The organism is Azospirillum brasilense (assembly GCF_005222205.1).
GTDB lineage: Bacteria > Pseudomonadota > Alphaproteobacteria > Azospirillales > Azospirillaceae > Azospirillum > Azospirillum brasilense_G.
In genome coordinates, this window is the sequence record NZ_CP032345.1 from 1,806,907 (window position 1) to 1,830,050 (window position 23,144).

The following is a 23,144-nucleotide window of genomic DNA, read 5'->3' on the forward strand; positions in this document are numbered from 1 at the left end:
AGCCGTGAGCCCTGCCCCGGGGCTCAGAACTTCACGAAGGGGTTGAGGATCAGCCCCAGCGCGCCGGTGAAGCGCAGCGGCGCGTCGGTGACCGCCAGGCACAGGCAGCCCTCCTCGTCGGCCACCGGGCGGTGGCGCACGGAGTCGTCGGCGACGGACAGGTCGCCGCGGGCGAACTGGCCCAGATCGTCGGTGAAGCCGCCGTCCAGCACCAGGGTCAGCTCGATCCCCCGGTGGGTGTGGTGCGGCGGTCCGACGCCGCTGGCCAGCCGCATCAGCCGGGCCTTGCCGCGGCGTTCGGAACCGGACTCGAGCGGGAAGCCCAGCGGGATGTCGTAGCAGTCCATGCCGCGCATCAGCCGTTTCCAGGGCAGGCGCGACAGGTCGTTGCCGACGTAGCGGCGCAGCGGTTCGGGCAGCAGCGGCACCTCGGCCGGCTGGCAGACCAGCTTCGGCCGGGGGACACGGGGCAGGGGCGGCAGGTCGTCCAGCCGGGCCAGCACCGTCTCCAGGCAGGCGGGGTCGACCTCCTCCGGCTCGATGCTCTCCAACAGGGCGCCGCCGACCGCCTCCATCTCGGCGACGTTCAGGCGGCAGCAGGGGCACAGCGCCAGATGGGTCGCCACGATCAGCGACGCCGCCTCGCCCAGAGCGCCGCCGGCATAGTCGATCAGCAGGGTGTCGCCGGGATGGTGGGTGGGCACGGTCATCGGGAGTCCCTCATGGCCTTGCGCAGCCGTTCCATGGCCAGCCGCAGGCGCGACTTGACGGTGCCCAGCGGAATGCCCTGTTCGGCGGAGATCAGGCTGTGCGGCTTGTCCTCGAAATAGGCCAGACGCAGCAGGTCGGCCTGTTCCGGCGGCAGGGTCCTCAGCGCGGCCTGGAGGCGGCCGGCGGTCTCGCGCGCCGCCACCCCGTCGTCGGCGCTCTCCATCGGGTCGGGGACCAACGTGGGGTCGGCGGGGTCGATCTCCGGCCGCTGCTCCCGCCGCAGCGCGTCGATCCGCTTGTTGCGGGCGATGGTGAACATCCAGGTCGCGGCGGACGCCTGGGTCGGGTCATAGGTCTCCGCGCGGCGCCACACCAACAGCATCACGTCCTGCACCAACTCCTCCGCACCACCCGCGTCGCAGCCCTGGCGACGCAGATAAGCCTTCAACCGCGGGGCGAAATGCCCGAACAGGGCCGCGAAGGCCGTGCGGTCACGATCCCGCCCGACCGCCGTCAGCAGTTCTTCGAACGTCCGGTCGGTGCCGGCGGCTGGGGAACCGAGATCCTGCATCCACGCCTTCGGGCACGTCTTCGGGAGCGCCGTTTCCGCGCGCATGGGCTTTGCGCCCGGAGGCAAGCCCCGCAACACATGGTGCGCGGAGCGCCCCGCTGCAAAGCGTGTTTGGCGCGTCTCCGCATCCTGTGCACCGTCATGGGGTCGTGCGGCCAAGGGTGTCATGGGTGTGCTGCGGCGTTCGGTCCGGCGTTGGATCGGGTGTTCGATGGGCCTTCTACGCGCCCCACCCTCCGTCGGATCACCGGCTTTCGATACGAAATCGAGCGATCGATTGCAGGACCGGCCGTTGGAACAACCCGTGACTTCGCCGCCGGGACGGGGCGGCGGCCCTGGAAAGCCTCCCCGAATTGGGGTAGGGTCCGACCCACTCCCGAACCCGTCCGCGAAACCATTCGAGCCTTCGCCAACCGATGTTGCCCATTCGCACCATCCGTCGCACCGCCGGCGCCGCTCTGCTTCTGGCCGGTCCGATCCTCGCCGCAACTGTTGCCACGGCCGCTGCCGCCGACCCGCGCCTGCTGGGGACCTTCAAGGACTGGAACGCCTTCGCCTTCGACGAGGGCGGGCACAAGGTCTGCTATATGTCCAGCCAGCCCAAGAAGAAGGAACCCGCCGCGGCCAAGCGCGGGGACATCCATGTGCTGGTCACCCACCGCCCGGCGGAGAAGGCGCTGGACGTCGTCAGCTTCATCGTCGGCTATCCCCTCAAGAAGGACAGCGAGTCGACGGTGGAGGTGGGCGGCAAGACCTTCAAGCTGTTCACCGACGGCGAGACCGCCTGGGCGCGCGACGCCGACACCGACAAGGCCGTCACCGCCGCGATGCGCGACGCCAAGGGCAAGTCCATGCTGGTGAAGGGTGTTTCGGGCCGCGGCACGAAGACCACCGATACCTACAGCACCGACGGCTTCGCCCAGGCTTACGACGCCATCAACCAGGCCTGCGGCGTGAAACGCTGAGCAGCGCTGCTCGTTTCACTTGCCCGTTCCTCGTTTCGTCTTTTGACTCCGGACGCTCGTGGCCCTATTTAGGGGGCCATGAGCGCCTCCAATCACGCTGCTGCCTTTGCCCTGCCGGCTGTTGACGCCGACGGGCGCAAGAACCTTGTCGGCCTGTCCCGCGACGAGCTGGAAGCCGAAATGCTGTCCGTCGGCCTGGAGAAATTCCGGGCCCGCCAGCTCTGGCACTGGATCTACCACCGCGGAGCCACCGACTTCGCGGTGATGACCACGCTCGCCAAGCCGGTGCGCGAAAAGCTGGCGGAGAGCTACGCCGTGGCCCGCCCGACGGTCGTGCGCGACCTGAAGTCGGTGGACGGCACGCGCAAGTGGCTGCTGCGCATGCCCGACGGGCAGGAGGTGGAGAGCGTCCACATCCCCGAGGAGGACCGCGGCACGCTCTGCGTCTCCTCACAGGTCGGCTGCACGCTGACCTGCCGCTTCTGCCACACCGGCACGCAGCGTCTGGTGCGCAACCTCGACGCCTCGGAGATCGTGGCGCAGGTCATGCTGGCCCGCGACGCGCTCGGCGAATGGCCGGCGCCGCCGGACGGGCGGATGATCTCCAACATCGTCATGATGGGGATGGGGGAGCCGCTCTTTAACTACGAGAACGTCGCCAAGGCGCTGAAGATCGTCATGGATGGCGACGGGATCTCGATCTCGAAGCGCCGCATCACGCTCTCGACCTCCGGCGTCGTCCCGGCCATGAAGCGCTGCGGCGAGGAGCTGAACGTCAACCTTGCCGTCAGCCTGCACGCCGTGACCGACGAACTGCGCGACATCATCATGCCCATCAACCGGAAATACCCGTTGAAGGAGCTGATGGACGCCTGCCGCAACTACCCCGGCCTGAACAACGCGCGGCGCATCACCTTCGAATATGTGATGCTGAAGGGCGTCAACGACAGCCCGGCGGACGCCCGCGCCCTTGTGAAGTTGCTGGAGGGCATCCCGTCGAAGATCAACCTGATCCCCTTCAACCCCTGGCCGGGCGCCCCCTACGAGCGTTCGACCGACCGGGCGATCCAGGTCTTCGGCGACATCGTCAACAACGCCGGCTACGCCAGCCCCGTCCGCACCACCCGCGGCGAGGACATCATGGCCGCCTGCGGCCAGTTGAAGAGCGCGTCCGTCCGCCTGTCCGCCGCCGACCGCGCCGCCATCGAGAAGGTGCTGGCCGAGAAGGACGCGGCGCTGGCCGGATAAGGCCGGAACCATCCCTGGGAGTGCTCCGTGCCTGAGTTCGCCGTCGATCCCGGCCTGATCCTGTTCCTGTTCAACGCCGCGGCGGTGTGGCCGCTGATGCGCATCTTCCGCCGGGCGGGTTTCTCGCCCTGGTGGGCGCTGGTGATCTTCGTGCCGGTGATCGGGCTGGTCGGCGTGCTGGGGCTGCTGACGATGCGGCGATGGCCGGCGCGCGTCCTGGTCGACGGGCCGGCGCGGCCGCGCAAGGCGCGGAGGGCCGCGTGATGGAGATGCTCGAGTCCGTCGTCGCCCTGCTCAACGCCGTCTACTGGCAGCCCTGGGCGGCGATCATGTCCACCGACCCGTGGACCGCCAACCTCGTCATGGCGATCCTGCTGATGCTGAAGCTGATTTTCGGCGGCTGGGTGCTGGCCAAGGGCGGGCGCAGCCCGCTGTGGGCGCTGGTTCTGCTGATCAATGGGGCGGACATCCTGGCGATGTGGCTCTACGCCTACATCCGCTGGCCCTTCGTGGACCGGGCGCCTGCCCGCCCCGCCGCGGAGGGCACCGTTGCGGCCGACGCCGGGACGGATTGAGTGTCCCAGAGGGTGGCCCGAAGGGCCGGTGAGGGGGATGTGCGTTTCGGTACGTTCGGCAGAAGCGCAACCCCCTCACCCTAACCCTCTCCCCAGGGGGAGAGGGGACTTATGAGCGGGACCGATTGATTCGCATCGGTCGTAGGGCTACTGTCCGGCACCGATATTCTTCCCCACCCGCGTGAGTAGTCCCATGAGCGGTGCGTCCGGCAAACAGATCAAGAAAGTGGTGCTCGCCTATTCGGGCGGCCTCGACACCTCGGTGATCCTGAAGTGGCTCCAGGAAACCTATCAATGCGAGGTGGTGACCTTCACCGCCGACCTCGGCCAGGGCGAGGAGCTGGAGCCGGCGCGCAAGAAGGCCGAGCTTCTGGGCATCAAGCCGGAAAACATCTTCATCGACGACCTGCGCGAAGAGTTCGTGCGGGACTTCGTGTTCCCGATGTTCCGCGCCAACACCCTCTATGAGGGCACCTATCTGCTCGGCACCTCGATCGCCCGGCCGCTGATCGCCAAGCGCCAGATCGAGATCGCCAACCAGGTCGGCGCCGACGCCGTGGCCCACGGCGCCACCGGCAAGGGCAACGACCAGGTCCGCTTCGAGCTGGGCTACTACGCGCTCCGCCCGGACATCAAGATCATCGCCCCGTGGCGCGAGTGGGATCTGAACAGCCGCACCCGGCTGATCGACTACGCCGAGAAGAACCAGATCCCGATCGCCAAGGACAAGCGCGGCGAGGCCCCGTACTCGACCGACGCCAACCTCCTGCACATTTCCTACGAGGGGAAGGCGCTGGAGGACCCGTGGGTCGAGCCGTTCGAGGACATGTACACCCGCTCCGTCGCCCCGGAGAAGGCCCCGGACACCCCGACCTACGTCGAGGTCGAGTTCAAGCGCGGCGACGCCGTGGCGATCGACGGCAAGGCCCTGTCCCCGGCGGCCCTGCTGACCGAGCTGAACCGCCTGGGCGGCGAGAACGGCATCGGCCGCCTCGACCTCGTCGAGAACCGCTACGTCGGCATGAAGTCGCGCGGCGTGTACGAGACGCCGGGCGGCACCATCCTGCTGGCTGCCCACCGCGCGATGGAGAGCATCACGCTCGACCGCGGTGCCGGCCATCTGAAGGATGAGCTGATGCCGCGCTACGCCGAGCTGATCTACTGCGGCTACTGGTTCAGCCCGGAGCGTCTGGCGCTCCAGGCGCTGATCGACCAGACCCAGGAGCCGGTGAACGGCGTGGTCCGCCTGAAGCTGTTCAAGGGCAACGTCACGGTCGTCGGCCGCAAGTCGCCGAACAGCCTCTACCGCATGGACTATGTGACGTTCGAGGAAGACAGCGTCTACAACCAGAAGGACGCGGAAGGCTTCATCAAGCTGAACGCGCTCCGCCTGCGCCTGGGCGCCATGGCCCGCGCCAACGTGAAGTAAGCGCGAGACCATTTTGGATGTGGAACGAGGGGGCTTCGGCCCCCTCGTTTCGTTTTCGGGCGATGGCTGCGTGGTGTGCTCACGCCGCCCGGATGTTGACGAGGAAGCGCTCGACCTCCAGGCGGAGCGTTTCCGCCTGCCGACTGAGTTCCTCGGCCGACGACAGGACCTGGGAGGCGGCCGACCCGGTCTCCACCGCGGCCTGATGGACCTGGACGATGCTGCCCGACACCTCCGTCGTGCCGTGGGCGGCCTGCTGGACGTTGCGGGCGATCTCCCCCGTGGCCGCTCCCTGCTCCTCCACCGCGGCGGCGATGGTGGTGGCGATGCCGTTGATCTCGCCGATCGTCCCGCCGATGGTCTTGATGGCGCGGACGGTATCGGTGGTCACCCCCTGGATCGTCTGGATCTGGGTGGCGATCTCCTCGGTCGCCTTGGCCGTCTGGTTGGCCAGCGACTTCACCTCGCTCGCCACCACGGCGAAGCCCTTGCCGGCCTCCCCGGCGCGGGCGGCCTCGATGGTGGCGTTGAGCGCCAGAAGGTTGGTCTGGTCGGCGATCGCCTTGATGAGCCCGACCACCTCGCCGATCTTCTGCCCGGCCTCCGCCAGCCCCTGGACCGTCCGGTCGGTGCGGGCCGCCTCCTCCACGGCGTTGCCGGCGATGGTGGTGGAGGTCGCGACGTGGCGCCCGATCTCGGTGATGGAGGCGGACAGCTCCTCGGTGGCCCCGGCGACCGCCTGGACGTTGGTGGTCGCCTGCTCCGACGCTGCGGCGACCGTCGACGCCTGCCGGCTGGTCTCCTCGGCGGTGGACGACATGGACTCCGCGGTGGCGCGCATCTCGGTGGCGGCGGAGGCCAGCATCCTCAGCGTCGCGTGGACCGTGCTGTCGAAGCCGACGATGTATTTTTCCACGAGCGCCTGCCGGGCTTCCTTGCGGGCCTGCTCCTGGCGCTGCTCCTCCTCCATCCGGCGGTTCGCGACGGCGGAGTCCTTGAACACCGCCAGCGAGCGGGCGAGCGTGCCGACCTCGTCCATCCGGTCCGTGCCGTCGACGGTGATGCCGAGATCGCCCTTGGCGAGGCGCTGCATGAGTTCGGCCATGGCGCGCAGCGGGCCGACCACGCGGAACAGCGTCGTCGTCATGGCAAAGGCGGCGGCCAGCACGCCGAGCAGCACCGCGATCCCCAGGATCCAGCGGGAGGTGTCGTACGCGGCGTTGGTCCGCTCATACTCGGCCTCGGCCTCCTTCAGCTGCAGGTCGACCAGCTTTCCGACGGCCGCCGCCACCGGGTCGATGCTGGGGTAGAGCGTGGACACCGCGAAGGCATCCAGCGCGGCCTGGTCCCTGGCCTGCATCAGCGCGCGGGCGGTCGTCGCGGCGGCACGCGCCTTGCCCATGTGGCGCTCGGCCTCATTCGCCAGTTCCTTTTCGCGGGCGTTCATCGAGGTGGCGGTGAAGGCCGACCAGCGCGTCGCGATCTCGCCGAGCGCGGCATCGATGGACTTGAGACCGCCCTCCCACGTCTCGGCGCCGCCGCGCACCTTGTGCGTGGTGTCGACGATGTTGACGGCGAACATGTCGGAGACGACCTTCAGGTCGCGCAGCGGGACGACGCGGTCCTTGAACACCGTTTCCATGCCCCGGTGTGACTGTCCCAGGGCCAGCCAGCCGGTGGCCGCAATCGCGAAAAGAAAGAAGCACAGAACAGAGAGGGCAACCAAAAGGCGTGCTTTGACCGTAGACATCGGCTCGTTCCACGATGCGTTGACGTTGCAGGTCATGGCATCGTGGATGATACATATTAATATTGAGCTACATTTTAACGAAAATATGTTTCGTCAAAAAGCAACATTTCTCGTTTTCAAGCGACACCGTCATGGGTGTCATGACGGTGTCCTGCTCTGAACGGCGACAAACGTCTTCACCGCATCTTCGAGCAAAGATTGCAGGCGGGCGACGGACCGCTCACCCCTCCAGCCTGAAGCTTCCGTCCTCGCCCAGCGCGGCGAAGGGGTTCCAGGCGACTTCCCAGGGATGGCCGTCCGGGTCGGCGAAATAGCCGCTGTAGCCGCCCCAAAAGACGTCCTGCGCCGGCTTCAGGATGCGCCCGCCGGCCCGCTCGGCCTGGGCCATCACCGCGTCCACCTCCGCCTTGCTGCGCAGGTTGTGGGCGAGCGTGATGCCGCCGAAGCCCGAGGTCGGGCCGGACTCCGCCAGATGCGCGTCCTCGGCCAGCGCCTCCCGACCGTAGAGAGCCAGCGCGATGCCGCCCAACTGGTAGAAGGTGATGGCGTCCTGGCTGACGGGGGAGGGAGTCCAGCCCAGCCCCTCCTCATAGAAGCGGCGGCTGCGCGCGAGGTCGGCGACGCCCAGCGTGATCAGGCTGACTCGCTGTTCCATCTCAGCTTCCCTTGCGTTCGGCGGCGGGCGGCATGGCGACGGGCAGCCCGGCTTCCTTCCAGCCCTTGAAGCCGCCTTCGAGGTGGCAGACGTTCTCCAAGCCCATCGACTGCACGGTGTCGGTGGCCAGCGCCGAGCGCCAGCCGCTGGCGCAGTAGAAGACGAAGCGCTTGCCCGACGCGAAGACCGGCTTGTGATAGGGGCTGTCCGGGTCCACCCAGAATTCCAGCATGCCGCGGGTGGCCGGGAAGGCTCCGGGGATCATGCCGTCGCGCGTCAGCTCGCGCGGGTCGCGGATGTCCACGAACACCACGTCGGGGTCGCCGTGCAGGGACAGCGCCTCCTGCGGCGTGATCGCCTGGATGCGGGCGTTCGCTTCGGCCAGCAACTCCTTGTAGCCCTTCTTCATCGGCATGGCGGTTTCCTCCTTCTGACCCTTTGGCCGTAGTCAAACCCTTGGCGGGACCGTTGGCGCGTCTGCGCTGTTATTGCTCCACGCAACTGTGCAACAGGCCGCCCCGCCCGGTCCACCGGGAAGGGGCGACGGCCAGGGGGAGCCCAGGGGAAGCCATGCCGATCGCCACCGACGGACCCACCGAAGCCGCCGCCGCTTTGCCCGCCGTCATCGACCCCGTCCGCGTGGAGCGGAACGAGCGCTACGTCCGCCGCCGCTTCTGGAACACGCTGCGCGCCAACCTGCACCGCATTCCCTTCCTGGAGCAGGCACTGGCCGCCTTCTTCTGCGCGACCGACCCGCAGACGCCCTTCAAGGCGAAGGCGATCCTGATGGCGGCGCTGGCCTATTTCGTGCTGCCCGCGGATTCCATCCCGGACTGGCTGATCGCGGTCGGTTTCGTGGACGACGCGGCGGTGCTGGCGACCGCCGTCCATGCGGTGCGGAGCAATCTGAAGCCCGAGCATGAGGACCGCGCCCGCGCCGCCCTGCGCAAGGAGCAGCAGATGAAGCCTGCCGCGGGTGACGCTTCCGGGATGAAGCCCGCCGGAAACGGCTGACGGCTTACGCCTTGGCCGCGCTCCGCTCGGCGCGTGACTGCGCGGCGTCGCGATGGGCGGTGTAGAGGGCGGAGGCGGCGATCACCCCGGCGCCGACCCAGCCCCAGAGGTCCATGGCCTCGCCGAACAGCGGCCAGGCGAGCAGGGCGGTGAAGGGCAGGCGGGCGTAGTCGTAGGGCATCATCGCCGAGGCCGGCGCCAGCTTGAACGCACGGGTCATCGCCAACTGTCCCAGGGTCAGGATGCCGCCCAGCAGGACGAGCCAGCCGAGCGCCGTCCAACTCGGCCACTCCCACACGAATAGGGCCGGCACCAGGGCCATCGGGGTCAGGAACAGCCCCATGTAGGCGACCACCACCATCACCCCGTCGGAGGTTGCCAGGGCCCGCACCTGGAGCGTGGTTATGGCGGCGGCGACGCAATGCAGGAGCATGACGAGGATCGCCGGGTCCAGGGTGGTGTCGCCGGGACGGACGACGATCATCACCCCGGCCAGCCCGACCAGGACGGCGGCCCAGCGCCGCGCCCGCACCGTCTCGTTCAGAAACAGCGCGGCCCCGGCGGTGACGAAGAGGGGAATGGTGAAGCTGAGCGCCGTGGCGTCCGGCAGCGGCAGGTGGGTGACGCTGTAGAACCAGCACAGCATCGCCACCAGGCTGGTCGCCGAGCGCGAGGCGTAGAGGCCCGCCCGCCCGGTGCGCAGCCGCCCCAGCCCCACCGCCGCGATCCAGGGCAGCATGAACATCAGGCTGAACAGGTTGCGGAAGAAAACGATTTCGAAGGGGTGAAGCTCGCCGCTGACATGGCGGATCATCGCGTTGCCGATGGCGATGAACAGGGCGGCCCCCAGCATCCAGAAGGCCGCCTCCAGCGGTTTTCCCGCCATGCCGGGGCCGGTGGCGGGACCTTTGGCGGTGAGCGCGGGGTTGGGCAATCGGTCGCGTCCCTGGCGGATCGGCCTGCGGGTGGCGCTCCATTGCCGGAAGCGCCACCCCAGCGTGCATCGCTATCCTGCTCTTCGGACCGGTCCGGGTGCAAGGGACATTCGGAAGGCGGTCAGCCGCCGGCCTTCAGCGACTCGAGGCGGGAGCGGATCAGCGTGTATTCCGGCTCCTCCGGCTTGAACTGGGCCAGCAGGCGGGTCCACAGGTCGGTGGCCTCGGCGGTCCGGCCGATGCCCGCGGCGTTCAGGCCGAGCAGCCAGAGCGCGTCGCGGTTGTCGGGCTCGGCCGCCAGCGCCTGACGGAGCGAGGCGACGGCCTCCTCCGGCATCGGGCCGGGCTTGCTGCTCCGCGGCTCCGCCGACAGCAGGGCGGAGGCGTAGGCGACCAGCACGTCGGGCCGCTGGGGCGCCCGTTCCCGCGCCTTGCGGGCGGCGTCGATGGCCTTCGCCGACTCGCCCATCACGCCGTAGGAGCGCGACAGCCGCAGCCAGCCGTCCACGTCGTCCGGGTTGGCCTCCAGCCGGGCGGCCAGCCCGTCGACCATGCCGCGGATCATCTGCTGCTGGTCCTCGCCCTCGGCTTGGCCCTGGCCCTGGTTCTGGCCCTGGTTTTGGGCGACCGGCGGCGGTTGCTGGGCGGGCAGGGGCTCCGGCGTCACCTTGGCCGGGTCGAGGTTCAGCGCCTTGGCGGCCTCCGCGATCTGCGTGCGCACGATCGGCACCCAGGGGGCGTCGGCGTGGGACTCGGCGAGCAGGGCGCTCCAGCGCTCCAGGGCGTCCTTGCTGTCGCCGGCCTGGAAGCGGGCCAGCGCGGCGTAGAAGCGGGCGCGCGGCTCCGTCGGATCCTTCGCCAGCACGCGGTCGAAGGTCTTGCGGGCCTCGTCCGGCACGGTGCCGCCGTTGGCCGAGATCAGAACCTCGCCATAGCTGCCGAGAAGCTCCAGATCGTCGCCGGCCAGCGCCACCGCCTTGCCCAGAGCGTCGGCGGCCTCGGGCAGGCGGCCCATCTTGGCGTAGGCCTGGCCGAGGATGGCCCAGCCCTGCGGGTCGTCGGGGGTCTCGGCGAGCTGCGCCTTCAGCTTGTCCATCGCCGCCAGCACGTTCTTGGGCGGCCCGCCGCGCTCATGGTCCAGATTGCGCGAGGCCAGCGGCTGGGCCGGCAGCTCCGGGCGGCCGAGCTTGCCATAGACGGCCAGCGTGCCGAGCGGCAGCAGGACGGCCAGCAGGGCGGCCAGCGCCATCGCGCTGCGCGGGGCGCGGGCGGCGGGCTCCTTGCCCTTCGCGCCATCCTTCGCAGGGCCCTTGCCGCGGTCGGCGATGGCCAGCATGCGGCGGCCGATCTCGGCGCGGGCGGCGGCGGCCTGCGCCTCGCTGATCAGGCCGCGGCCCTGGTCGCGCTCCAGCTCGCCGAGCTGGTCGCGGTAAACCTCCAGGTCGTAGGCGGCACGCTCCTCGGCGGCGCCCTCGGGCTTCCTCAGCAGCGGGGGCACGATCAGCAGCACCACGGCCGCCGTCAGGGCGGCGGCGACGATCCAGAACAGCATCAGGCTTTGTCCTTGCGGAGCAGGGCGTCGAGGCGCCGCCGCTCGTCCTCGGTCAGCGGGGCGGTGTCGCCGCCGGCAGCAACGGCGGCTCCCTTCCGCCCGCGCAGGTACAGGGCCGTGGCGACGCCGCCGATGGCCAGGATCACGAAGGGGCCGATCCACAGGAAGAGCGTCGTCGCCTTGAAGGGCGGGCGCAGCAGCACATAGTCGCCGTAGCGGTCGGTGACGAAGCTCAGCACCTGCTGGTTGCTGTCGCCGGCGGTCAGCCGCTCGCGGACCAGCACGCGCAGGTCGCGGGCGAGCGGCGCGTTGGAATCGTCGATCGACTGGTTCTGGCAGACGAGGCAGCGCAGATCCTTGCTGATCTCCCGGGCGCGGCCCTCCAACGCCGGGTCCTTCAGAACCTCGTCGGGCTGGACGGCGGAGGCGGCGACCGGGGTCAACGCCAGCAGGACGGCGATCAGAAGGGCTCTCACGACGCGCTCCGCAGATGCTTGACCATGGGCAGGATCTGCTCCTCGACCACCTGCGGGGTCAGGGGGCCGACATGCTTGAAGCGGATGCGGCCCTGGCGGTCGAGCAGGAAGGTCTCCGGCACGCCGTAGACGCCCCAGTCGATGGACACGCGGCCGTCCAGGTCGACGCCGATGCTGGCGTAGGGATCGCCGTTGCGGTTCAGCCAGGCGATGGCGTCCTCCGCCTTGTCCTTGTGGTTGATGCCGCGCACCGTCACGCCCTGCTCGCGGGCCAGCCGGGTGATGATCGGGTGCTCGGCCTTGCAGGGGATGCACCAGGAGGCGAAGACGTTCACCAGCGTGACGTCGCCCTTCAGCGTCGCGTTGGACAGCCCTTCCTTGTAGCCCGGCAGCGGCGGCAGCGAGAATTCCGGCGCCGGCTTGTCGATCAGGGCGGAGGGGATGTCGCGCGGGTCGCGGTCGAACCCGCGCAGGAAGGCCACGCCGACACCGACGAACAGCAGCAGCGGCAACAGATAGATCAGGCGGCGCATCGTGGGCTTGTCCTTACTCGGCGGGCTGAAGGCTGCCCTTGGCGGCGCGGCGGCGCTCCGGGGCGCCGATGCGGAAGCGGCGGTCGGACAGGCTGACCAGCCCGCCCAGCATCATCCCCAGCGAGCCGATCCAGATCCACGGCACCAGCGGGTGATGGTACAGCCGCACGGTCCAGGCCGTGCCGTTCTGCGTCGGGTCGCCCAGCGCCACATAGACGTCGGACAGCCAGGTGGTGTGGATCGCCGCCTCGGTCGTCGTCATGCGGGTGACCGGGTAGCTGCGGCGCTGCGGCGTCAGGGTGGCGATGTGGTTGCCGTCGCGGGTGACGGTGAAGACGCCCTGCTCGGCGCTGTAGTTCGGCCCCTGCACCGTGCCGACGCGGTCGAAATGCACGGCGTAGGCGCCGACCGTGGCGTTGTCGCCCGGCTTCATCGCCTTGATCGTCTCGCTCTGCCAGGCCGAGGTGCCGGTCATGCCGGCGATGGCGATGCCCATGGAGGCGTGGGCGATGGTCATGCCCCAGGCGCTGCGCGGCAGGTTGACCACGCGGTTCCAGCTGTCCTTCGCCGGGATGCGGAACAGGCGGATGCGCTCCGCGAACTCGGCGATCGAGCCGAAGAAGGCCCAGGCGGCGAGCGCGACCCCGACCAGCGCCAGCAGCGGCCCGCCGCCGTTGGTGACGTAGGCGGCGATGGCGACGCAGGCGACGGTCGCCACGCCGGCCGTCCACAGCCGGGTCAGGGCGCCCAGCAGGTCGGCGCGCTTCCAGGCCAGGAAGGGGCCGACCACCATGGCGATCACCATCGGGATGGCGACGGGGATGAAGGTGGCGTTGAAGAAGGGCGGGCCGACCGACACCTTGCCGAGGTCGAGCACGTCGAGGAACAGCGGGTAGAGCGTGCCGATGAAGACCGTCGCCGTCGCGGTGGACAGCAGCAGGTTGTTCAGCACCAGCGAGCCCTCGCGGCTGACCGGGGCGAACAGGCCGCCGGTCTTCAGGCTGGGCGCCCGCACGGAGTAGAGCAGCAGCGAGCCGCCGGTGGCGATCGCCAGCAGGACCAGGATGAAGACGCCGCGCGCCGGGTCCACCGCGAAGGCGTGGACCGAGGTCAGGATGCCCGAGCGCACCAGGAAGGTGCCCATCAGCGACAGCGAGAAGGTGATGATCGCCAGCAGGATGGTCCAGGTCTTCAGCGCGTCGCGCTTCTCCACCACGATGGCGGAGTGCAGCAGCGCGGTGCCGGCCAGCCAGGGCATGAAGGAGGCGTTCTCGACCGGATCCCAGTACCACCAGCCGCCCCAGCCCAGCTCGTAGTAGGCCCACCAGGAGCCGAGCGCGATGCCGGCGGTCAGGGTCGACCAGGCGGCCAGCGTCCAGGGCCGCACCCAGCGCGCCCAGGCCGGGTCGACGCGCCCCTCGATCAGGGCGGCGACCGCGAAGGAAAAGGCGATGGAGAAGCCGACATAGCCCGCGTAGAGGAAGGGCGGGTGGAAGGCGAGGCCGGGGTCCTGGAGCAGCGGGTTCAGGTCGTTGCCGTCGAGCGGCGCCGGAACCACGCGGAGGAAGGGGTTCGAGGTGATCAGGATGAACAGCAGGAAGCCGACGCCGATCATGCCCTGGACGGAGATGACGCGGGCCTTCAGCGAGGGCGGCAGGTTGCGGCCGAAGATGCCGACCGCCGCGCCGAACACCGTCAGCATGACGACCCACAGCATCATCGAGCCTTCGTGGTTCCCCCACACGCCCGACACCTTGTAGAGCATCGGCTTCATCGAGTGGCTGTTGGCGACCACGTTCGACACGCTGAAGTCCGACACCACATGCGCCCAGGTCAGGGCGCCGTAGGCGACCAGGACCAGAAGCATCTGGGCGATGGCGGCGGGACGGGCGACGCCCATCCAGGCGGCGTTGCCGGTGGCGGCACCCACCAGGGGGACGCCGGACTGCACCAGCGCCACGAACAGCGCCAGCACCAGCGCGTAATGGCCGAGTTCGGGAATCACGGGCCCGATGCTCCCTTAAAGAACGGAATGTGGAGGAGTGGGGAAGCCGCCAGCGTCACGAGCTGGGCTTCTGCTCCTTCGAGTTCGCCTTGAAGTGCTCCGCCTCCTTCAGGGCGGCGGCGACCTCCGGCGGCATGTAGTTCTCGTCGTGCTTGGCCAGCACCTCGCGCGCCTGGAAGACGCCGTTGATCATGCGGCCTTCCGTGATGACGCCCTGGCCCTCGCGGAACAGGTCGGGAAGCTGGCCGCGGTAGCTGACGGCCACCGTGTGCACCGTGTCGGTGACGCGGAACTGCGTCGTCACCCCGTCGGGCATCTTGCTCACGCTGCCTTCCTCGACGAGGCCGCCCAGGCGGAAGTTGCGGTCGCCGATGTCCTGGGTCTGCAACTGCGTGGGGCTGAAGAAGAAGACGATGTTGTCCTCGAACGCCGTCAGCGTCAGGGCGGTGGCCGCGCCAAGGCCCAGCAGGGCGAGGCCCAGCATGTAGAGGCGCCGTTTCTTGCGGGTCATCCTTCACCAACCTCCGCCGCGGGCGACGCCGCGGCTCCGTTGCGCGCCCGGCGCCGCCGCGGCGGGCGGCTGCCTTCCAGCGCCTTCAGGGTCGTCTCGGCGCCGCGCAGCGCCTTCAGCGTGGCGACCAGCAGGCCGACCATCACCAGCGCCGCCAGCGCGTAGGACGACCAGACATACGCGGCGTAGCCGCCCATCGCGAAAAACTCTGCCATCCTTGCCTCCGGCCCAGCCTGTTCCCGTGCCTCAGCCCTGCGCCTCGGTCAGGCGCATCGTCTGGATCTTGCGCTGCACGATCTCCGCCCGCAGGCGCAGCAGGACCACCGTGATGAAGTAGGCGGTGAAGCCCAGCGCCATGACCAGCAGCGGGACCAGCATGGACCCGTCGATGGTCGGTCCGCCCATGCGGATGACGCTGGCCGGCTGGTGCAGGGTGTTCCACCAGTCCACCGAGAATTTGATGATCGGCACGTTCACGATGCCGACGAGAAGCAGCACGTTGCCCGCCCGCGTCCCGCGCTGCGGGTCGTCGAAGGCGTTCACCAGCGCCATGTAGCCGAGATAGAGGAAGAACAGGATCAGCACGCTGGTCAGCCGCGCGTCCCACACCCACCACGTCCCCCACATCGGCGCGCCCCACAGCGAGCCGGTGACGAGGCAGATGAGGGTGAAGCCGGCGCCGACCGGGGCGGCGGCCTTGGCGAACAGGTCGGCCAGCGGGTGCTTCCACACGAGTCCGCAGGCGGCGGCGATGGCCATGTTGACGTAGACGAACAGGCTCATCCAGGCGGCGGGCACATGGATGTACATGATCCGCACGGTGTCGCCCTGCTGATAGTCGCGGGGCGAGCCGATCAGCGCGATGTAGAGCCCGACGATCAGCAGGATCACGGTCGCCCCCGCCGTCCAGGGCAGGATCGCCGCCGACAGGCGCTGGAAGCGGGCAGGATTTGCAAATCGATGCATAGGACCTATGGGCCTCTGGTCGTGCTGCGGACGATATAAGCTCAGTGATGCCCCAGCGCGAGGGGTTTCGCCTTGATCTTGGTCAGGAAACATGGCCGCACACCGTGGTGTTTTCAGGACGGTGCGGCGGCCTGTCGCACTGACGGTACGACGGGTTGACGCGGCCTTTCCATGCTACGTTGGTGCAGGGCGGGTGGAAAAGTCCGCCCGGACCGGATGACGGGGCGACGCCGCGCTCAGTGCCGGTGCGCGTGGTGGGCGTCCGGAAAGTGGGCGTGCCGGTGCCGCAGGCGGCCGTGGCGATGCCGGTGGCTGTGCGGTTCGGTCACCGGGCCGTCGTGATGGTGGCGGTGGTGCTCGTCATGGGTGTGCGGGTGGTCGTGCTCGATCTCCTCATGATCGTGCTCGTGGTCGTGATCCTCGGTCAGGTGCAGCCAGACGCCGACACCCATCAGGACCGCCGCCGCCGCCAGCCCGAGTGTCACCGGCTCGCCGAAGATCGCCAGGGAGGCGATGCCGCCGACGAAGGGGGCCGTCGAGAAATAGGCCCCGGTGCGGGCGGCGCCGATGTGGCGCAGGGAGACCACGAACAGCACGAGGCTGACGCCGTAGCCGAGCAGCCCGACCAGCATCGCCGCCGCCGCGGTCGGCGCGGCGGGCGGGGCGTCGCGGAGCGCCAGGGCGATCCCGACAGTGACGCTGCCGGCCACCAGCCCCTTGATCGTGGCGATGTCCGCCGGGTCGGCCAGCGACACCTTGCGGGTCAGGTTGTTGTCCACCGCCCACATCAGGCAGGCGGCGGCGACCGCGGCCGGTCCCCATCCGGCGGCGAGGGCCACCGGTCCGCTCCAGGACAGCACGACCGCTCCCGCCACGATGGCGGCCATGCCGGCGACGAGGCGCCGGTCGACGCCCTCGCGGAAGACGAACCAGGCCAGCAGGGCGGTGAACACCCCCTCCAGATTGAGCAGCAGCGAGGCGGTGGATGCCGGCGTCGCGGTCAGGCCGGCCATCAGCAGCACCGGCCCGGCGACTCCCCCGGCAACGACGGCGGCCAGCAGCCAGAGCCATTCGGCACCGCGGAGGCCGCGTTCGCTGCGCTTGCGCTCTCCCGTCAGCCCACGGACCAGCCGGACCAGCCCCAGCCCGATCCCCGAGCCGAGATACAGCAGGCCCGCCAGCATCCAGGGCGACAGGTCATGGACGAGCAGCTTCGCCAGCGGCGTGCTGACGCCGAAAAGGACTGCGGCCAGGATGGCGGTCGTCGCGCCGGTTCGGGGCATGAGCGCCTCGCACGCCAGTTGAGTGAGGGAACCGCCCCCACGCTAACCCACCCCCGCTGCGGAGGGGAGGGGGTCAAAGGGCTGGGAGGCGGACGGTGCAGAGCTTGTCGGGGCTTTCCTTGGCGATGGCCTTGTGGCCGGCGATGGCGGTGTTGATCGCGTCGGGGGTCAGCCGATGCCGCCCGGGCGCCAGCACCACGGCGACGCCGCTGGCCGACAGCAGCGGGAAACGCCGCACCGCGCCGTAGCGGTCCTTGCCCTCGAAGCAGCCGGCCTCCCGCGCCTCCGCGTCGTAGAGGCTCTCCGCGTCGGAGCGGAATTGCGCGACGAGGTCGGCGACGCGGGCGAGCGCGTCCTCGTCCGCGGCGCCGCTGAGGGCGACGAAGAAGTCGTCGCCGCCGATGTGGCCGGCGAAGCCGCCGTTGCCCGACGCCCAGGCCTTCAGCCGCTCGCTGAACATCAGAATGGCGCGGTCGCCCTGGCGGAAGCCGAAACGGTCGTTGAAGGGCTTGAAGTTGTCGAAGTCCAGATAGGCCAGGACATGCCCGCGGTCCTGCTCCTGAAGGGCGCGCTCGATGTGGCGCACGATGGCGGCGTTGCCGGGCAGGCGGGTCAGCGGGTTCTGGTCGGCGGCCACGGCGAGGTTGCGCTCGTGCACCAGCCGGATCAGCGCGCCGCTGGACAGGAAGCCGGCGTATTCGCCGCCTTCGATGATGATGATGCCGTCGCTGGCCTCCTCCGCCGAGAAGGCTTCGATCACCTGGTCGAGTGGGGTGGAGATGTCGCAGACCGGGCTCTTCACCACCAGATCCAGAAGCGTGTCGCCCAGACCCCTGTTGCGCAGAAGCTCGCTGCCGAAGCGGGAATAGACGAAGCGCTTCAGGTCGCGTTCGCGGATCAGCCCCAGCGGGCGCTGCTGGCGGTCGACGATGGGGGCGATGGACGGGCTGTGGTCGCCGCGGAAATATTCCAGAAGCTCGGTCTTCGGGGAGGTGACGGCCAGCGGCGGCTGGCGCTCGATCACCTCGGACAGGCGCAGGCGGGCCTCGTTCGGCTTGCGGCGGTCGCGGCGGTTCAGCTCCTCGACGATGCCGTAGCGCTCGGGCACCGCGCGCAGTTCCAGGCTCGGCCGGGCGATCAGGTAGCCCTGGGCGAAGTCGCAACCGAGATCGCGGCAGGTGTGGAATTCCTTCTCCGTCTCCACCCCCTCGGCGATGATGAGGATGCCGAGCGCATGGGCGTAGCCGACCAGCGCGTGGGCGATGGCCCGCTTGCGCGTGTCCTGGTCGATGCCGTCGATGAAATAGCGGTCGATCTTGAGATAGTCGGGCTTGGATTCGTAGAGCAGCCGCAGCCCGGCGAAGCCGACGCCGAAGTCGTCCAGCGCCACCCCGATGCCGGCCTGCCGGTAGCGGTCGATGGCCTGCTCGATGCTGTGGTCGGGGCGCAGCTCCCGCCGCTCGGAAATCTCCAGGCTGATGGCCAGGCGCGGGTCGGCTGTGCCGCCGTCCAGCGCGAAGGGGGCCAGCCAGGGCGAGCCGGCCACCCCGACCACCCGCGCGTCGATGTTCAGGAACAGCTTGGCGTTCGGCCAGTTGTCCAGCGCCCGGAAGGCGGCCGCCGCCTTGGCGTGCAGGGCGCATTCGACCTCGGCCAGCAGACCCTGCATGCAGGCGGCGTCCAGCAGGTCGTTGGGGCTGGCGAAGGGGCTGCGCTCCAACCCGCGCAGCAGAGCCTCCATGCCATGGCAGCGGCCGGTGCGCATCTGCACGATGGGCTGGAAGGCGACCGACAGACCGGCCAGAAGTCGGGTCCATTCCGCCGGCAGCGCGGCCTTGCGGGCGCTCCCCGCCGGGACGCCGGGGCGACCATCCCATTCTTCTGCTGGCACCGAGGCCATGGCTTCGTCCACCGCCGGCTGTCCATGTTCGTCACGGGCTGGCCCTTCTTGTAGCGGATCATCTTTTCGATTTCGTGACAAAGGCGCGCTATGCCGGCGGCGGGCGTTCCAAAATGCCCTTCGCACCGCGGCCCCGCTTTGCGCTATAGGGGTGCGCTTCAACGCAGACGATGATGGATCTGGGGGGCGGCGGGGCATGAAGGTCGGCATCGACATGGGGGCGGCCATGACGGCTGGCGCGACGGGGGCGTCGGCGATGCTGGATCTCGAGGAGCTGCTGGCGACCCGCCTGCTGGTGCAGGGCAACTCCGGCTCCGGCAAGTCGCATCTGCTGCGCCGCCTGATCGAGCAGAGCGCGCGCTGGGTGCAGCAGGCGGTGATCGACCCCGAGGGCGACTTCGTGACTCTGGCCGAGCGTTTCGGCCACATCGTGGTGAACGCCGACGAGCACAGCGAGGCCGCCCTGCAGAGCGTCGCCGCCCGCGTGCGCCAGCACCGCGTCTCCGTCGTCCTGAACCTGGAGGGTCTGGACGCGGACATGCAGATGCGCCACGCCGCGGCCTTCCTGGGCGGGCTGTTCGACGCCGACCGCGACCACTGGTACCCCATGCTGGTGGTGGTGGACGAGGCGCAGCTCTTCGCCCCCTCCGCCGCCGGCGAGGTGTCGGACGAGGCGCGCAAGGTCTCGCTGGGCGCCATGACCAACCTGATGTGCCGCGGCCGCAAGCGCGGGCTGGCCGGGGTGATCGCGACGCAGCGCCTCGCCAAGCTCGCCAAGAACGTGGCGGCGGAGGCCTCCAACTTCCTGATGGGCCGCACCTTCCTCGACATCGACATGGCCCGCGCCGCCGACCTGCTGGGCATGGAGCGCCGCACCGCGGAGATGTTCCGCGACCTGGAGCGCGGCCATTTCATCGCGCTCGGCCCGGCCATCTCGCGCCGTCCGCTGCCGCTGCGCATCGGTGCCGTCGAGACGCAGGGGAGGGCCGGCAGCCCGAAGCTGATGCCGCTGCCCGACACCCCGCTGGAGGACGCGCGGGAGCTGATCTTCAAGCCGGGCGAGCCGGAACCACCGCGCCTGCCGGTGCGCCGCCCCTCGACCAGCGCCAGCGCCGACCTGCTGGCCCAGCTCGCCCGCCCGCGCCCCCTGCCGGTGGAGCCGGAAAGCGAGGACGCCGCCCCCGCGCCGCCTCTGGAGGAGCCGGAAACGCCGGAGCAGGCGGCGGAGCGCAAAGCCGCCTACGAGACGATCCTGCGCGAGGTTCTGGCCGATCCGGAGGCGCCCTACCGTTCCATCGCCGTGCTGTACCAGGACTTCCTGGTGCGCTGCCGGACCCAGGGGGTACGGGGCGAGCTGCTGGAACTGCCGGCCTTCCGGCGCAAGCTGGCGGCGGCCCGCGCCGGGGCGGGCGACGGCACCACGGAGAATCCCGCCTGGGAAAAGGCGACCCAGGTCGCGGCGACCCTGCCGGAGGACATCCAGGTCGTTTTCCTGCTGCTGGCCCGCGCGGCGCTGGACCATCTGCCCTGCCCGTCCGACGCCGAGGTGGCCCGCGCCTGCGGCAGCCGGTCGCGAGGGCGGGCGCGGCGGCTGCTGACCTACATGGAGCAGCGCGGCTTCATCGCCACGCGCAGCGGGCTGGGCAACACGCGCAGCATCGCCCTGCCGGCGCTGGGCTGGGAGACGGCGCTGGGCGATCCGAACGCCGAGGACGGTTCCGACGGGCCGGAGGACGGCGGGCTGTTCGCCACCGCCTGATTTTTCTTTATTCGTCGTCCGGCTCGATCCCGGCGGCCAAGGCGTGGGCCAGACGCCCGGTGGCGGCGACCGTGGCCATGGCCTCCTGCGCCTTGGCGGCGATGCGCGCGGTGCCCTCCGGCGTCGGCTGGTGGAGCGACGGGTCGGGCAGGCGTTCGGCGAAGTCCCAGGCGCCGGTGGCGGGGTCCCAGACCTCGAACACGTCGGGGTTGGGGCGGCGGGCGACCCATGCGCGGGCGGTGTTGCCCTCGGCGTGGAAGCGCACCCCGAAGAAGCGGCTGGCCGCCATGGCCCCGATGGCCGCGACCAGATCGCCGTCGGCGTCCGGACAGCGCTGCGTCAGAGCGGCGCGCAGGGCTTCCGCCAGGGCGCGGCGGTCGTCATGATGGGGAAGGCCGTCGGGATCGGTTCTCATGACCCGCGATGGTAGAGGGACGGCGCGCCTCCGCAAGCGGGCGCGATGTCGCAAGCCCCCCTGAATGTTCCCGGAGTCGTCATGGTCAGCCTGTCCGAAGCCTACGCCATCGCCATCGGCCACCATCGGGCCGGACGGATGGGCGAGGCCGCCGGGGTCTACCGGGCGATCCTCGACGCCGACCCGCGGCAGGCCGACGCGCTGCACCTGCTGGGCGTGCTGTCCGGCCAGACCGGGCGGAGGGAGGAGGCGCTGTCGCTGATCGCCCAGGCCATCGCGCTGGACCCGGAGGCGGCGGACTATCACGACAATCTGGGCAGCCTGCGCCGCACCGCCGGGGACGCGGCGCGGGCGGCCGGGCAGCACGCGCGCGCCCTGACGCTGGAGCCGGCGCGGGCCAAGGCGGCCTTCAACCGGGGGCTGGCGCTCGGCGATCTGGGCCGGGTCGGAGAGGCACTCGGATGCTTCCGTGTCGCCTTGCGGATCGATCCGGGCTATGGGGCGGCGGCCCTGGCGGCGGGCCGGCTGCTGGCCGGCGGGCCGGAGCCAGGGATAATCCGTGGGGCGGCGGAGCGCTGGCTGGCCCACGCCCTGTCCCTGGCGCCGGACAGCGCCGATGCGTGGGCCGCCGTGGGGCGGGCAAGGCTGGCGGCGGGGGCGGACGACGGGGCGGTGACGGGCTACGACCGGGCCGCAAGGCTGCGTCCAAGTGACGGGGCGGCGCTGAGCAACCTTGCCATGGCGACCTTGCAGGCCAGCGGCGCCCTGCCGGAGTTCCCTCGCGCCGACCGCCCGGAGGCGACATGGGGCGAACCGCTCGCCCGCGCGCTCGACCTGTTCCTGGCGGCGCTGGAGCGCGGGGCGGGCGAGGTGACGGAGGCCGCGCTGTTCCGCACCGCCGTGCTGGCCATCCACCGCGGCATGCTGGACGACGCGCGGCTGGAACGGATCGCCCGGCGGGCGCGGGACCGGCTGCGGCGCACTCCGGACGATGGCGCGGCGGCGGCCTGCATCGCCCACGGCCTTTACCGCCGGGGGCGGCTGGTGGCTGCCTCGCGGCTTGCCCGGCGCTGTCTGCGCGGCTGGTCGGAGGAGGCGATCCGCGCCGACCCGCAGGCGGCGAAATGGCGGCAGGTCGATGCGCGCCCGGTCTTCCTCGACGCGCTCGCCGCGTATCGGCCGCGCATCGCCGAGGCGGGGGAGCGGTCGATGCCGGTTCCTCCCGCGGCGGGTGGTGGCGCGATCCTGCTGGTCAGCGTCGATTCCGGCTATTGGCGGCGTTTCGGCGACCGCTTCCTGTCCCACGTCCTCAAGGATGCGCCGGGCGACCGGGTGCATGTCCACATCGTCAATCCCGGCGCGGAGGACCACGCCGAACTGGATCGTCGCTGCACCACCCAGCCGGGGCGCCTGTCCTGGTCGCTGGAGCGCATCGACCTGTCCCTGCACGCGCCGGGGGCGGAGACCACCTATTACGCCTCCGCGCGCTTCTTCATGGCTCTGGACCTGCTGGAGCGGACGGGGGCACCGGTCTTCATCACCGACATCGACGCCCGCGGCACGGCGCCGCTTCCACCGGACTTGCGGGACGGGGCCGGGTGGGACCTGACCATCATGCGCGACCGCCGCGCCCGCGGGCCGTTCGACGAGATCCTCGGCGGCTTCCTGGGGATGGCGCCGACCGCAGCGGGGCGGGAGTTCCTCGGCCTCGTCCGCGCCTACATCGGCTGGTTCTTCGACCGGGGCGAGGCGGCCTGGACGCTCGATCAGGCGGCGCCTTACGCCGTCCTTCACGACTGGATGCGGCGTGGGCGGACGCTGCGGCTGCGGGAACACGAGTTCCTGCGGCTGCCCTGGTTCGATTTTCCGGTGAAGGGGGAGGGGTGAGGGG

24 protein-coding genes are annotated in these 23,144 nt (G+C 70.2%); 8 read left to right on the forward strand and 16 right to left on the reverse strand.

Annotated features, from left to right (window positions below):
* Nucleotides 1-23: 23 nt before the first annotated feature.
* On the reverse strand, nt 24-710 hold the full coding sequence (locus tag D3869_RS08740) for a ChrR family anti-sigma-E factor (RefSeq protein ID WP_137139726.1): 687 nt from the start codon (nt 708-710) through the stop codon (nt 24-26).
* The gene (locus D3869_RS08745) at nt 707-1,282 is read right to left on the reverse strand and encodes a sigma-70 family RNA polymerase sigma factor (protein WP_137139727.1); all 576 of its coding nucleotides are present in this window, start codon (nt 1,280-1,282) and stop codon (nt 707-709) included. The genes D3869_RS08740 and D3869_RS08745 overlap by 4 nt, the downstream gene beginning before the upstream one ends.
* Nucleotides 1,283-1,698: 416 nt before the next feature.
* Here D3869_RS08745 and D3869_RS08750 point away from each other — a divergent pair, with 416 nt between their 5' ends.
* From D3869_RS08750 to D3869_RS08770, 5 genes are all read left to right on the forward strand, one after another.
* Nucleotides 1,699-2,247 (forward strand): invasion associated locus B family protein, encoded by a 549-nt coding sequence (locus tag D3869_RS08750; RefSeq protein ID WP_137139728.1) that lies wholly within the window; start codon nt 1,699-1,701, stop codon nt 2,245-2,247.
* Between the two features lie 78 nt (nt 2,248-2,325).
* On the forward strand, nt 2,326-3,495 hold the full coding sequence (rlmN, locus tag D3869_RS08755; protein WP_114857867.1) for a 23S rRNA (adenine(2503)-C(2))-methyltransferase RlmN: 1,170 nt from the start codon (nt 2,326-2,328) through the stop codon (nt 3,493-3,495).
* Between the two features lie 27 nt (nt 3,496-3,522).
* A complete protein-coding gene (locus D3869_RS08760; protein WP_094301545.1) occupies nt 3,523-3,759 on the forward strand; it encodes a hypothetical protein in 237 nt (78 codons plus the stop codon).
* Nucleotides 3,759-4,070, forward strand: a complete 312-nt coding sequence (locus D3869_RS08765; RefSeq protein WP_119508841.1) for a hypothetical protein — start codon at nt 3,759-3,761, stop codon at nt 4,068-4,070. Before D3869_RS08760 ends, D3869_RS08765 begins: the two co-directional genes overlap by 1 nt.
* A gap of 193 nt (nt 4,071-4,263) precedes the next feature.
* The gene (locus D3869_RS08770) at nt 4,264-5,499 is read left to right on the forward strand and encodes an argininosuccinate synthase (RefSeq protein ID WP_035669763.1); all 1,236 of its coding nucleotides are present in this window, start codon (nt 4,264-4,266) and stop codon (nt 5,497-5,499) included.
* Between the two features lie 79 nt (nt 5,500-5,578).
* Here the strand turns inward: D3869_RS08770 and D3869_RS08775 are convergent, their stop codons facing one another.
* From D3869_RS08775 to D3869_RS08785, 3 genes are all read right to left on the reverse strand, one after another.
* Nucleotides 5,579-7,285, reverse strand: coding sequence for a methyl-accepting chemotaxis protein (locus D3869_RS08775; protein WP_137139729.1), 1,707 nt, complete (start codon nt 7,283-7,285; stop codon nt 5,579-5,581).
* A gap of 184 nt (nt 7,286-7,469) precedes the next feature.
* Complete coding sequence (locus D3869_RS08780) at nt 7,470-7,904, reverse strand: VOC family protein (protein WP_137139730.1); 435 nt, start codon at nt 7,902-7,904, stop codon at nt 7,470-7,472.
* A gap of 1 nt (nt 7,905) precedes the next feature.
* Complete coding sequence (locus tag D3869_RS08785; RefSeq protein WP_211114934.1) at nt 7,906-8,319, reverse strand: rhodanese-like domain-containing protein; 414 nt, start codon at nt 8,317-8,319, stop codon at nt 7,906-7,908.
* A gap of 155 nt (nt 8,320-8,474) precedes the next feature.
* Between D3869_RS08785 and D3869_RS08790 the strand changes: the two genes are divergently transcribed.
* The gene (locus D3869_RS08790; RefSeq protein WP_137115261.1) at nt 8,475-8,918 is read left to right on the forward strand and encodes a YkvA family protein; all 444 of its coding nucleotides are present in this window, start codon (nt 8,475-8,477) and stop codon (nt 8,916-8,918) included.
* 4 nt (nt 8,919-8,922) lie between these two features.
* Here D3869_RS08790 and D3869_RS08795 read toward each other — a convergent pair whose 3' ends face one another.
* The 10 genes from D3869_RS08795 to D3869_RS08840 all read right to left on the reverse strand — a co-directional run bounded on the left by D3869_RS08795 (nt 8,923) and on the right by D3869_RS08840 (nt 19,091).
* Entirely contained in the window at nt 8,923-9,852 is a 930-nt protein-coding gene (locus D3869_RS08795) for a DMT family transporter (RefSeq protein WP_137139731.1), read from the reverse strand.
* A gap of 122 nt (nt 9,853-9,974) precedes the next feature.
* Complete coding sequence (gene ccmI, locus D3869_RS08800) at nt 9,975-11,405, reverse strand: c-type cytochrome biogenesis protein CcmI (RefSeq protein ID WP_137139732.1); 1,431 nt, start codon at nt 11,403-11,405, stop codon at nt 9,975-9,977.
* The gene (locus D3869_RS08805; RefSeq protein ID WP_137139733.1) at nt 11,405-11,881 is read right to left on the reverse strand and encodes a cytochrome c-type biogenesis protein; all 477 of its coding nucleotides are present in this window, start codon (nt 11,879-11,881) and stop codon (nt 11,405-11,407) included. The genes ccmI and D3869_RS08805 overlap by 1 nt, the downstream gene beginning before the upstream one ends.
* Nucleotides 11,878-12,414: a DsbE family thiol:disulfide interchange protein gene (locus D3869_RS08810; RefSeq protein ID WP_038525709.1), complete on the reverse strand. Its 537-nt coding sequence runs from the start codon at nt 12,412-12,414 to the stop codon at nt 11,878-11,880. Before D3869_RS08810 ends, D3869_RS08805 begins: the two co-directional genes overlap by 4 nt.
* A gap of 13 nt (nt 12,415-12,427) precedes the next feature.
* Nucleotides 12,428-14,419: a heme lyase CcmF/NrfE family subunit gene (locus D3869_RS08815; RefSeq protein WP_137139734.1), complete on the reverse strand. Its 1,992-nt coding sequence runs from the start codon at nt 14,417-14,419 to the stop codon at nt 12,428-12,430.
* A gap of 55 nt (nt 14,420-14,474) precedes the next feature.
* Entirely contained in the window at nt 14,475-14,930 is a 456-nt protein-coding gene (gene ccmE / locus D3869_RS08820; RefSeq protein ID WP_038525715.1) for a cytochrome c maturation protein CcmE, read from the reverse strand.
* Entirely contained in the window at nt 14,927-15,145 is a 219-nt protein-coding gene (gene ccmD / locus D3869_RS08825; protein ID WP_035669739.1) for a heme exporter protein CcmD, read from the reverse strand. Before ccmD ends, ccmE begins: the two co-directional genes overlap by 4 nt.
* A 31-nt stretch (nt 15,146-15,176) precedes the next feature.
* Nucleotides 15,177-15,896, reverse strand: coding sequence for a heme ABC transporter permease (locus tag D3869_RS08830; RefSeq protein WP_137139735.1), 720 nt, complete (start codon nt 15,894-15,896; stop codon nt 15,177-15,179).
* A gap of 236 nt (nt 15,897-16,132) precedes the next feature.
* On the reverse strand, nt 16,133-17,179 hold the full coding sequence (locus D3869_RS08835) for a DMT family transporter (RefSeq protein WP_137139736.1): 1,047 nt from the start codon (nt 17,177-17,179) through the stop codon (nt 16,133-16,135).
* Nucleotides 17,180-17,252: 73 nt separating this feature from the next.
* Complete coding sequence (locus D3869_RS08840; RefSeq protein WP_247895599.1) at nt 17,253-19,091, reverse strand: bifunctional diguanylate cyclase/phosphodiesterase; 1,839 nt, start codon at nt 19,089-19,091, stop codon at nt 17,253-17,255.
* 184 nt (nt 19,092-19,275) lie between these two features.
* On the opposite strand from D3869_RS08840, the gene D3869_RS08845 reads away from it, so the two are divergent.
* Entirely contained in the window at nt 19,276-20,838 is a 1,563-nt protein-coding gene (locus D3869_RS08845) for an ATP-binding protein (protein ID WP_137139737.1), read from the forward strand.
* A gap of 7 nt (nt 20,839-20,845) precedes the next feature.
* Here the strand turns inward: D3869_RS08845 and D3869_RS08850 are convergent, their stop codons facing one another.
* Nucleotides 20,846-21,253 (reverse strand): hypothetical protein, encoded by a 408-nt coding sequence (locus D3869_RS08850; protein ID WP_137139738.1) that lies wholly within the window; start codon nt 21,251-21,253, stop codon nt 20,846-20,848.
* Nucleotides 21,254-21,298: 45 nt separating this feature from the next.
* Between D3869_RS08850 and D3869_RS08855 the strand changes: the two genes are divergently transcribed.
* Nucleotides 21,299-23,140 carry a tetratricopeptide repeat protein gene (locus tag D3869_RS08855; RefSeq protein WP_175426427.1) on the forward strand — a complete coding sequence of 614 codons (1,842 nt, stop codon included), beginning with the start codon at nt 21,299-21,301 and terminating at the stop codon, nt 23,138-23,140.
* Nucleotides 23,141-23,144: the final 4 nt, after the last annotated feature.